The organism is Bacillus hominis (genome assembly GCF_030348325.1).
GTDB lineage: Bacteria > Bacillota > Bacilli > Bacillales > Bacillaceae_G > Bacillus_A > Bacillus_A hominis.
The window spans coordinates 5,004,955-5,017,071 of record NZ_JAUCFS010000005.1 but is presented as its reverse complement, the minus strand read 5'-3'; the positions used below and the strand labels follow the sequence as shown (position 1 = coordinate 5,017,071).

General features: G+C 34.5%; 10 protein-coding genes. 9 read left to right on the top strand and 1 reads right to left on the bottom strand.

Features of this window, described 5'->3' with window-relative positions:
* Positions 1–270: 270 nt before the first annotated feature.
* From QUF93_RS28580 to QUF93_RS28565, 4 genes are all read left to right on the top strand, one after another.
* A complete protein-coding gene (locus QUF93_RS28580; protein ID WP_289360932.1) occupies positions 271–861 on the top strand; it encodes an AmiS/UreI family transporter in 591 nt (196 codons plus the stop codon).
* A gap of 101 nt (positions 862–962) precedes the next feature.
* On the top strand, positions 963–1,841 hold the full coding sequence (locus QUF93_RS28575; protein ID WP_289360931.1) for an NAD-dependent epimerase/dehydratase family protein: 879 nt from the start codon (positions 963–965) through the stop codon (positions 1,839–1,841).
* 380 nt (positions 1,842–2,221) lie between these two features.
* Positions 2,222–3,292 (top strand): nitric oxide synthase oxygenase, encoded by a 1,071-nt coding sequence (locus QUF93_RS28570; protein WP_088060706.1) that lies wholly within the window; start codon positions 2,222–2,224, stop codon positions 3,290–3,292.
* Positions 3,293–3,655: 363 nt separating this feature from the next.
* Complete coding sequence (locus tag QUF93_RS28565) at positions 3,656–5,224, top strand: BCCT family transporter (protein WP_289360930.1); 1,569 nt, start codon at positions 3,656–3,658, stop codon at positions 5,222–5,224.
* 59 nt (positions 5,225–5,283) lie between these two features.
* Here QUF93_RS28565 and QUF93_RS28560 read toward each other — a convergent pair whose 3' ends face one another.
* Positions 5,284–6,582, bottom strand: coding sequence for an MFS transporter (locus QUF93_RS28560; RefSeq protein WP_289375958.1), 1,299 nt, complete (start codon positions 6,580–6,582; stop codon positions 5,284–5,286).
* A 329-nt stretch (positions 6,583–6,911) separates the two neighbouring features.
* Here QUF93_RS28560 and lytS point away from each other — a divergent pair, with 329 nt between their 5' ends.
* From lytS to QUF93_RS28535, 5 genes are all read left to right on the top strand, one after another.
* Positions 6,912–8,681 carry a two-component system sensor histidine kinase LytS gene (gene lytS / locus QUF93_RS28555; protein WP_002123618.1) on the top strand — a complete coding sequence of 590 codons (1,770 nt, stop codon included), beginning with the start codon at positions 6,912–6,914 and terminating at the stop codon, positions 8,679–8,681.
* Positions 8,659–9,399: a LytR/AlgR family response regulator transcription factor gene (locus QUF93_RS28550; RefSeq protein WP_289360928.1), complete on the top strand. Its 741-nt coding sequence runs from the start codon at positions 8,659–8,661 to the stop codon at positions 9,397–9,399. The genes lytS and QUF93_RS28550 overlap by 23 nt, the downstream gene beginning before the upstream one ends.
* Positions 9,400–9,531: 132 nt before the next feature.
* Positions 9,532–9,963: an antiholin-like murein hydrolase modulator LrgA gene (gene lrgA / locus QUF93_RS28545; protein ID WP_128283057.1), complete on the top strand. Its 432-nt coding sequence runs from the start codon at positions 9,532–9,534 to the stop codon at positions 9,961–9,963.
* Positions 9,964–9,999: 36 nt separating this feature from the next.
* A complete protein-coding gene (lrgB, locus tag QUF93_RS28540) occupies positions 10,000–10,692 on the top strand; it encodes an antiholin-like protein LrgB (protein ID WP_097902491.1) in 693 nt (230 codons plus the stop codon).
* A 340-nt stretch (positions 10,693–11,032) separates the two neighbouring features.
* A complete protein-coding gene (locus QUF93_RS28535) occupies positions 11,033–12,067 on the top strand; it encodes an AI-2E family transporter (RefSeq protein WP_289360927.1) in 1,035 nt (344 codons plus the stop codon).
* Positions 12,068–12,117: the final 50 nt, after the last annotated feature.

Here is a 12,117-nt window from a genome sequence, read left to right as displayed (position 1 = left end):
AGAAATGAAAAACGTAATATTGAAAAGAATTCCAACACTTGTATCATGGTTAGAGTACGTTTATAATCAAGGAATCCTATTTAATGTTCTGATAGGATTATTTATTATTGAAAGCGTTTTAAATTTATTCTTTTTTAAGGTAGGAAGTCTGACTTATTCAGATTAAAAATTATGTATGTAGTTTTAAATAGGAAGAAAAATAATAAAGGATCACTTTATATTGTGGGGAGGTTAAAAGTGTGAAAGGGAAAGATTTTCACACGAATATATATGGGTTACGTAGGATTATTACTTTCAGGTGCAGCTTTATTTTTAAATAGTCTTGTTATATTAGGCAAAGTAGAGATGAAAAGCGCAGGTGTCTTTAATTTATTTGTAGGGGCATTACAAATTATTATACCGTTTTATTTAATTATGATTTCTGATCAAAGTAATTGGACGGTATATTCGTATGCAGCTACCTTTTTATTTGGTTTAACTTATTTATATGTAGGTGTTACTTTTATTAAAGGAATGGATAGTAGTGGACTAGGCTGGTTCTGTATTTGGGTAGCAATCATTGCCCTATTCTATATGGTCGTTTCATTTGTTCAATTCCACGATGTTGTTAATGCGTTAACATGGTTTATGTGGGCATTACTTTGGTATTTATTCTTTGTATTAAATACACAAAAAAAGAATATCAATCAATATCTTGGCAGAATTGCATTTGTACAATCATGGGTAACATTGACGTTGCCTTCACTCTTTTATTTTATGGGAGTATGGGGAGAGGGCTTCGTATATGAACTATGGGTTTATGTATCAGTAATTTCTATTTTATATTGCTGCTATTGTATTTTTAAATATCGAGTACGTTAAAGTATCGTATGTAAGAAAGCATGGAATCTTGATAATGATTCCATGCTTTTTAATTATATTCATGTTTATAATTAAGGTAGTATTTTACAAAATAGGGGATGATGAAAGTGAAAAAAGTGTTGGTTCTAGGGGGAACAAGATTTTTTGGTAAGCAATTAGTAGAAGCGCTTTTACAAGAAGGACACGATATAACAATTGCAACACGAGGATTTACGGAGGATTCTTTTGGGGATACGGTAAAAAGAATTGTAGTAGATAGAGAAGACGAAGAGTTACTGGAAGAGCGTTTAGAAGGTAAAAGTTATGATATTGTATACGATAACTTATGCTATAGCCCAAACGCCGCGAAAATTATATGTAACGTATTACGTGATAGAGTGAAAAAATATGTTATGACATCCTCAATGGCGGTATATGAGCCTGCATTAAACTTGCAAGAAGAAGACTTCAACCCGTATGAATATTCGATTACGTATGGAGATAGAGGGAATTTCACTTATAGTGAGGGAAAGAGATTAGCGGAAGCAGTGTTGTTCCAACAGGCAACATTCCCAGTCTTTGCGGTAAGATTTCCCGTCGTTATTGGAGAAAATGATTATACGAAGAGATTACAATTTTACGTTGAAAATGTTGTGAAACAAGAGTCTATTGTTGTGGATCATATAGATGGAAAGTTGTCGTTCATACATGAAAAAGAAGCAGGAGAGTTTTTAGCATGGTGCGGAATGGGAAACATAGAAGGACCAATTAATGCTTGTAGCAGCGGGGTAGTTTCTACTGGAGAAATTATTCATTTCATAGAAGAAAAAACGGGAATAAAAGCACTTATTCAAGAAGTAGGAGATAATATAGCACCTTATAATGAAGTGACTAATTGTACGTTACATAATGGAAAGGCTCGTGAATTAGGATTTTCATTCCGAGAATTAAATGCAGAAATAAAAAATGTTTTACAGCATTACATAAATAGATTGAAGTAATTATAAATCCCCCGGTGGCAATCCGGGGGATTTAGGAGGATTTCAACAATACTAGTTTTACATTACCAAATTTACCTTACACGCATGATGAATGGCAGGCATCATCAATATATGGATCTAGTTCACCATAGCCTTATGAAAGATTGGGTAATTGAAAAGATATGCAATTACCTACTTTCTACTCAAAAAGTTGGTTAAGGTAAAAATAATTTCCTTAAGTAAAAAATACACTTGTTTTTTTCGGAAGTCAACAATAATTCTAGAAATCTTCTGACAAATATTACGATAAAAGTAACACTTCGACTTTCGTTTGTGACTCTTATCCTTTTTGCTTATACTGTAAAGTAGTAGTGTCTTGTTGAGATAAAAGGAGATTTTTTATGAGTAAAACGAAACAATTAATAGAGGAAGCAAGTAATTTTATTACCGTTTGCTATAAGGAACTTAATAAAGAGCAGTTAATAAAAGAGCGTATGAAAGAAATTTTAATAGAGATAGAAAAGACGGGCACGTATGAGCATACATTTGAAGAGCTTGTTCATGGATCACGGATGGCATGGCGTAATAGTAATAGATGCATTGGGAGATTGTTTTGGAGTAAGATGCACATATTAGATGCGCGTGAAGTAAATGATGAAGAAGGTGTATATAATGCATTAATTCATCATATTAAATACGCGACGAATGATGGGAAAGTTAAACCGACAATTACGATTTTTAAGCAATATCAAGGTGAAGAGAACAATATACGACTTTATAATCATCAATTAATTCGATATGCAGGATACAAAACGGAAATGGGAGTAATCGGTGATTCTCACTCTGTCGCATTTACTGATTTATGCCAAGGTCTTGGGTGGCAAGGAGAAGGCACAAACTTTGACGTATTACCGCTTGTATTTTCTGTTGATGGAAAAGAGCCTGTATATAAAGAAATTCCTAAAAAAGAAGTGAAAGAGGTACCAATTGAACATCCAGAATACCCAATTTCATCACTAGAAGTAAAATGGTATGGGGTACCAATGATTTCAGATATGCGTTTAGAGATTGGCGGTATTTCTTATACAGCAGCCCCGTTTAATGGATGGTATATGGGGACTGAAATTGGTGCTCGTAATTTAGCGGATCACGACCGTTATAATTTGCTTCCAGCAGTTGCAGAGATGATGAATTTAGATACTTCTCGAAATAGTACGTTATGGAAAGACAAAGCGCTAATTGAGTTAAATATAGCTGTTTTACATTCTTTCAAAAAACAAGGGGTTAGCATTGTAGATCACCATACAGCAGCCCAGCAATTTCAGCAGTTTGAGAAGCAGGAAGTTGCTTGTGGACGGGTTGTAACTGGCAACTGGGTGTGGTTAATTCCTCCGTTATCACCTGCTACAACTCATATTTATCATAAACCGTATCCGAATGAAATTTTGAAGCCGAATTTCTTTCATAAATAATATTTAGTATAGGGGTTTTTTCTGCAAAATATAATTTTTTTTAATTACTGTTACGTAGCAAATGGAAGCCTTTACTCTCGGTTATTTTTGGAAGGGGATTTTTGAACCAAGGAGTTCCTTATGTTATAATCAAATTTCTGTTTCGAAGACCTTATAGAAATATAAGGTCTTTTGTTTTGCTTTTTTATGTAATAGGAATAGAAATTTTCTTTTAAATACGGGATTTAGCATATTTTTAGGGACAACATAAGTGTGTAGAAAATCGATTAATTATTATGCTTATATAATCATTGTGTTTTGGGTTTAAACGATAAAACATAATAAAGTTGTTTTTTTAGATTGCTGAGGAAGGAGGAAGTGTAAATGAGGATGAAGAGTCGAAAAACGGATTGGCCTGTATTTCTTATTAGTGGTGGTTCGCTTTTATTATTTGTAATTGCAGTTTTTTTGAACAAGGATTATGTAGAGAGAGTAATTAATAACAGTTTCTCCTTTTCAATTAAATATTTCGGTGCCTTTTGGCAAGTTTTATTGTTAGGTACATTTATTGTTGCGATGTGTATGGCATTCTCGAAATATGGGAGGGTCAAACTAGGTAACTTAGAAAAACCTGAGATTAGTACGGCAAAATGGCTTGCTATTATTATGTCTACATTACTTGCCGGAGGTGGCGTTTTTTGGGCAGCAGCAGAGCCAATGTACCATTTGATGACGGTGCCACCAATACATGAAGGTGTATCTGCTGGAACGCAAGAAGCAGTCATGCCTGCTTTAGCACAAAGTTATATGCACTGGGGTTTCTTAGCCTGGACGATCTTAGGGACAATTAGTGCAGTAGTTATGATGTATGGGCATTATCATAAAGGTATGCCGTTAAAACCTCGAACGCTTTTATATCCTATTTTTGGGGAAAAATTGCGAAAGAGTTTTCTTGGAACGATGATTGATGTATTTGCAATTATTGCGGTAGCTGCAGGAACAATTGGTCCAATCGGATTTTTAGGATTACAAGCAAGTTATGGCTTACAAGCATTGTTTGACATTCCTGATGTGTTTACTACTCAATTAGCAATTATTATTTGTGTAGTAGCCGTTTCTACTATATCTGCGGTAACGGGAATTGATAAAGGGATTCAAATTATAAGTAACTTAAATGTTAGATTAGCAATTTTGTTAATGGCATTCGTATTATTATTTGGACCAGGTGGATTTATTATTGATTCATTTGTTTCTTCGTTTGGATTTTATATACATGAATTTATTCCAATGAGCACATATCGCGGCGATGCAGGTTGGTTAGGATCTTGGACAATCTTCTTCTGGGGCTGGTTTATTGGATATGGACCGATGATGGCAATTTTAGTGAGCCGAATTTCAAGAGGAAGAACAATCCGAGAAATCATCGTTGCAATTGGAATTATTGCACCCATTATTACAACGTTTTGGTTTACTATACTAGGGGGATCAGGTGTGTTTTATGAGTTAATGAATCCTGGTTCTATCTCGAACGCATTAAGTGAATCTGGTATGCCAGCAGCTATGATTGCAATTACAGAGCAACTGCCGCTCTCTAATATTATTGGACCGGCGTTTCTTTTATTAACAATTTTATTTGTAGTGACAACAGGAGATTCAATGGCCTATTCGATTTCAATGGCAGTGACTGGAGATGGAGATCCTAGAATTAGTTTGCGAGTTTTTTGGTCGCTTATTATGGGTACAGTTGCAGCGATCCTTTTATATATGGGAGAGGGAAGCATTAATGCCTTACAATCTTTCATTGTAGTGACAGCTGTTCCAGTATCAATTCTGTTATTCCCGATGCTATGGCTAGCACCTAAAGTTGCAGGGGAATTAGCATTAAAGCAAGGAATTGCAGAAGAAAAAGATAAAACGGCTTTCTTATTCCAGAGGGCTAGTAAATCAAAATAAATGATAAACAAACATTGAAAAGAGGAAGCATCTTAAATGAGATGCTTCCTCTTTTATGTTTAATCTAACACTTTTCCCTTTGTTTCTGGTACACATAATAGCATCGTAATCAATCCGATTGGATAGATGATAAAAATTAGGGACAATGCTCCAAGTAGATTGCCACCCGTAGCGAGTAATCCAATAATAACCGGTCCAAATCCAGCTAATCCACGCCCTGTGCCGAAAATAAAGTTTTCCGCTGTGGAGCGAGCTTCGGCAGGATAGTTTTCAGCTAAAATTGCTCCGAATCCTCCCATCATTCCATTTGCAAAGAATCCAAGTAGGGCGCTTCCCCATAACAATGATGTCGCATCTGTGAATAGGAAGAAGTAAATGAGGCAGTATATAGTACCACCGACATAATAGATTGTAAAAGTTTTGCGGCGGCCAATTTTATCAGCTAGAATACCAAATGTTGCAATTCCGATTAGCATACCGATAGTAGAAATGAACATCCAGCCACTTGCTTTTGCTAATGTATAGTTATATTTATTCGCTAAAATAGTTGGCATCCATGTGAAAATCCCATAATATCCGAAGTTCTGGATAAATGACATAATAATAAGACCAATTGTTGTGATTGTTACTTTTTTATTTGCAAATAACTTTCGCAGTGGGAACTTTTTCATTTGTTTTAGTTGTTCTGCTTCAGTAGTTGTCAAATTACCTTTAGCTTCCTTTTGTAACAATTCCTTTTTGTAGCGTTGTTTTTGTTCCCATATTTTCGGTTCACTTAAACTTTTGCGGACATAAACAGCTAATAAAGCGGGAATTAGTCCAAATAAGAAAACTGCTCTCCAGCCAAAATGCGGAACAATAAATGCTGGAAGGAGTGAAGCAATCAGGACGCCAAACTGCCAGCCAAGTGCAACAACTGATGTCGCTTTAGCGCGCATTTCTTTAGACCATGTTTCTGTTACGATGGCCATTCCAATCCCGAATTCACCACCAACACCCATTCCAACTAAAAAGCGAAGAATTAATAATTGCCAATAATCTGTTGCGAAATAAATAAGTGCAGTTGCTAGTGAAAATAGTAAGATTGTAAAGGACATTGTACGGATACGACCGAATAAATCAGCAATAAATCCAAATAAATAGGAACCAATTAACATCCCAATTGTTGTGGCTAATGTTAAGTTCCCTCCCTCAACAGGGCTAAGATGAAATTCTTTTAGAATGTAGACAAGTACGAAAGATAAGAGAAGCATATCTAATCCTTCTGCTGCATATCCTAGCGCAGAACCAAATAATGTTTTATATCTTTTCTCTTTCGTCTCCTCTGTTGTTGTTTGTACATCAGTAGTAATGCTCATTATTACTCCTCCTTATTTTCTTCTACAGTCGCTATGGAAGAATAACAAAAGGCCTTCTCACCTGATATGATGAGAAGGCCAAAAAATCATACGTGTCCTTTAAAAAAGAACATACGTATATTATATTCCGACTTCCTTCTCAACCTCACGGGGTTGGGTTAAAGGACTGTATTATATTACTTTATTTTTAGCACTCTTCTATTAGATTGTCAAATAAAGAGGAAATTGTTATGTGTAAAATATTTCAAAAAGTATTTCATTCTTCTTGACGGCTACTTCATTATTTTCCCATAATAAAACTAACTAATATAAAAAGGAATGAATCACAGATGTTAAATTTAGTACTTATGATGATTGAACGTGTCGGACTTATTGTTATTTTAGGTTTTTTACTCTCTCATATTAAGACATTCAGGCGCCTACTTCATAGGCAGGACGGATATATAGATAAGTTTAAGCTTATTTGTATTTTTTCAGTGTTTACAATTGTAAGTAATTACACAGGAATTGAAATTGCAGGGAATACGATTATGAATGAAAATTGGCTACAAGGTGTTTCTTCATCGAGTACAATTGCAAATACACGTATTATGGGTGTTGGAATTAGTGGATTGCTTGGCGGTCCTATCGTTGGAATTGGAGTAGGATCGATTGCGGGTATTCACCGTTATATGCTTGGCGGGACGACAGCGGCAAGCTGTGCAATCTCGTCAATTTTAGCAGGAGTGATAGCGGGGTATATTGGATACATTTTTAAAAAATATAATCGTACAATTACGCCTAAATTTTCAGCGATTTTAAGTGTGTTTATCGTTTCTTTAGAAATGATTATGATTCTATTAATTGTAGAGGATGGAATGAGTATTGTGAAAACAATTGCGATACCGATGATCCTTGTGAATAGTTTCGGGAGCTTTATTTTACTTTCTATGATACAAGCTATTTTGCGTCAGGAAGAGAATGCGAAAGCATTGCAGACTCATAAGGTATTGCGCATTGCTGATAAGACATTACCATATTTTCGCAAAGGGTTAACAGAAGAATCTTGTAAACATGTGGCACAAATTATCCACCGCTTTACGGGAACAGATGCGGTATCCTTAACAGATACAGAGAAAATTTTAGCTCACGTTGGATTGGCATCAGATCATCATATTCCTTCACACAGTTTAATAACAGGTTTATCAAAATCTGTATTAAAAACAGGGAAAATAATGAAGGCGAAATCACGTGAGATTATTAATTGTCAACATGAAGGGTGTCCATTACAAGCAGCAGTTGTTATTCCATTAACTTCACATGGAAATACGATAGGAACATTAAAACTTTATTTCAAAAACTCTAATCAATTAAGTCGTGTTGAAGAAGAGTTAGCGGAAGGGCTGGCGAAAATATTCTCCACACAGCTTGAGTTAGGTGAAGCCGAGTTACAAAGTAAGTTATTGCAAGATGCCGAAATAAAAGCGCTGCAAGCACAAATCAATCCGCATTTTTTATTTAATGCAATTAATACAGTATCAGCTTTATGCCGAACAGATGTAGAGAAAGCGAGAAAATTATTATTGCAGCTTAGCGTGTATTTTCGTTGTAATTTGCAAGGGGCACGACAATTACTTATTCCATTAGAACAAGAGTTGAATCATGTACATGCATATTTATCGTTAGAGCAAGCGAGATTTCCGAATAAGTATGAAGTGAAGATGTACATTGAAGAAGCACTAAAGGTGACTTTAGTTCCACCATTTGTGCTTCAGCTATTAGTTGAAAATGCATTGCGCCATGCTTTTCCGAAAAAGCAGCCAGTGTGCCAAGTCGAGGTACATGTGTTTGAAAAAGAGGGAATGGTTCACTTTGAAGTGAAGGATAATGGACAAGGGATTGAGAGTGAACGTCTAGAGCAATTAGGAAAAATGGTAGTTCCATCAAAGAAAGGGACTGGAACAGCTTTATATAATATTAATGAACGACTTATTGGGTTATTTGGGAAAGAGACAATGCTTCAAATTGAAAGTGAATTAGAGCAAGGGACAAAGATCCTCTTTGTAATTCCGAAAAAAGTAGAGGAGGAAAAACGGAGTGTTAAAAGTATTAGTAGTTGATGATGAAATGTTGGCACGGGATGAATTGAAATATTTATTAGAGCAAACAAAAGAAGTAGAGATAATTGGTGAGGCGGATTGTGTAGAGGATGCATTAGAAGAATTAATGAAAAACAAACCAGATATTGTTTTTCTAGATATTCAGTTATCTGATGATAACGGATTTGAAATCGCAAATATATTAAAGAAAATGAAAAATCCACCTTCAATTGTGTTTGCTACTGCATATGATCAATATGCGCTGCAAGCATTTGAGGTAGATGCGTTAGATTACATTTTAAAGCCATTTGATGAAGAACGCATTGAACAGACATTGAAGAAATATAAAAAACAAAAACAAGCGAAAATAGAAACGAAGCAAGAAGTAAAGGTGGGCGATGTAACGGCAGAGATGCATAAATTAGCATTGCCAATTGAGGAATCAATTGTACTTGTTAATATTGAAGATATTATTTATGTAGGGCTTGTAGATGGAAAAGTAGCTGTAAAAACAATGAAAGAAACGTATGTAACACATGATACACTTGTGATTTTGGAAAAGAAATTACCGCAAACAAGTTTTATACGTGTTCACCGTAGTTTTATTGCGAATATTAATCATATTACAGAAATACAGCCATGGTTCAATTCTACCTATAATTTAATCATGAAAGAAGGCTCAAAAGTACCTGTTAGTCGTACATATGCAAAAGAGCTCAAAAAGCTGCTTCGTATTTAAGAAGCAGCTTTTGTATTTCACTGTATAATTTTTGTAATTGGCTGTTTATATTTGACATTCCGATATGTAAACGCTTTCTTTTGCGTTTATATCCTATAAAATAAAGGTACCAAATCAAAAGAGGTGGCCAAAATGAGCACAAAAAAAGTATATGGTTTTCTATCACAAATATTCGTTTTTTCAGCTATTATGTTAGTTTCTAATATTATCTCAACCCATTTACCCATTCCGATGCCTTCATCAGTAATTGGGTTAGTCGTTTTATTTAGTCTATTATGTTTAAAGGTTATTAAATTGGAGCAAGTTGAATCATTTGGAACTGCTTTAACAGGTATTATCGGATTTCTTTTCGTCCCATCAGGTATTTCTGTTATTAATTCTCTTGGTGTAATGAGCCAAAATTTTGTACAAATCCTAACTGTAATCGTTGTCGCAACAATTATTCTACTTGCTGTAACAGGTTTATCTGCACAATTAATGTTAGGTAAAGATGGAAAAGAAACAAAAGATACAAAAGAATTGAAAGTTGTAAACAAAGGAAGAAAACACGGAAAAGTCGCGTAACTATTTTAGACCATACATGGTTAGGAGGTAATGAACATGACAAGCACAATGACTCCATATTTCGGAATCGTCGTTTCATTAATTGCATACGGAATCGGAACGTTTTTATTCAAACATTCAAAAGGATTCTTCTTATTTACACCACTATTCGTAGCAATGGTATTAGGGATCGTATTTTTAAAGGTAGGTAACTTTACTTTTGAAGAATATAATACTGGTGGGAAGATGATTAGTTTCTTCTTAGAGCCAGCAACAATTGCCTTTGCAATTCCATTATATAAACAAGTTGATAAGTTAAAAAAATATTGGTGGCAAATTTTATCAGCTATCGTGATTGGATCTATCTGTTCAGTGATTGTTGTGTTCATTGTCGCAAAAGCGATTGGTTTAGATACAGCAGTAATGAACTCAATGTTACCGCAGGCAGCAACAACAGCAATTGCATTACCAATATCTGAAAGTATCGGTGGTATTCCAGCAATTACATCATTTGCAGTTATCTTTAATGCAGTTATCGTATACGCATTAGGAGCTTTATTCTTAAAAACATTTAGAGTTAAACATCCGATTGCTAAAGGTTTAGCTCTTGGAACAGCAGGACATGCGTTAGGGGTTGCAGTAGGTATCGAAATGGGTGAAGTAGAAGCAGCTATGGCAAGTATCGCTGTGACAGTAGTGGGTGTCGTAACAGTGGTGGTTATTCCCATGTTCATGCCGTTTATTGGATGATAAAACTTACTTAAAAAAAATATAAAAGCAAGCTATTTGTAGGACGGATTTCTACTGATAGCTTGCTTTTTATGTTACAGTAATGGTAAGACCTATTCTTATGGGAATAAAAGTTTCCTTAAATCTTCATTAATACTGTGCATAATGCGTTTTGAAATAGGTCATTGTATTGTAAAATAAGAAGTAACATAATATATTAGCACAATTAACGGGCGGTTAGGGTTGAAGATAAATTGCTCGCAAGGGCTTTAATATTAAAGGATAATTATAAGTAGAGAATAGAGAGAGAGCTACTTGTTAAAGTTTTACTTTATAGGACAGGAGAGAGTACTCGTCGATTATGCAAATAAAAAACCTGTTTCAAAGCAAAGGATTTCAGAGGTTAATCGTATTAGTATTACTTGCTCTCATATTGTATGGGATGCAAAGTATGCTAAATTTAATTTTAATTACGTTTATGTTGACGTATTTAATGGATCGATTCCAAAAGTTTATTTCTCGTAAATTAGATCATTTTATGCCAATTAATCGGAAAATTATTATAGCGCTTTTATATGTAATGTTAGTGGCGGGAATTGCCATTACGCTATTTAAATATTTACCGGTATTAACAATACAAATTTCACAATTGATTTATCAATTCAATGTATTTTTAAGAAATCCACCTGATAGTGAATTAGTTAAGTATGCAGTTAATGCTGTTAATCATATGGAACTTTCTAAATATGTAGGGCAGGGCGTAGACATTTTGTATAAATCCATTACGAATGTTGGGAAATTTGGCCTTCAAGTTTTACTTTCTGTAATTTTAAGCTTATTTTTCTTACTTGAAAAAGCACGTATCGTTGCTTTTACTTCGAAATTTAAAGAAAGTCGACTTGCAATTTTCTATAACGAAATAGAGTATTTCGGAAAGAAATTTGCACGTTCATTCGGAAAAGTAATCGAAGCACAATTTTTAATTGCAATTGTTAACTGTGTTTTATCTGTTATTGCATTATGGATATTAGGATTCCCGCAATTACTAGGTTTAGCGTTAATGATTTTCTTGCTTGGTTTAATTCCAGTCGCAGGTGTTATCATTTCGTTATTCCCACTTTGTATGATTGCTTACAATATCGGCGGTATTATGTATGTCGTTTATATTTTAGTTATCGTAACAGTAATTCACGCACTCGAGAGCTACGTGTTAAACCCAAAATTTATGTCACAAAAAACAAATTTACCGATTTTCTACACGTTTATGGTACTAATTTTCTCGGAACACTTTTTAGGTGTATGGGGACTAATTATCGGTATTCCGATCTTCATATTCTTATTAGATGTTTTAGACGTGACAAGTGATGAAAATGAGAAGGATTTCTCTAAAAAATAAAGTAAGAAAAAGCATCGATATTCGATGCTTTTTCTTTTATAAAGTATGCT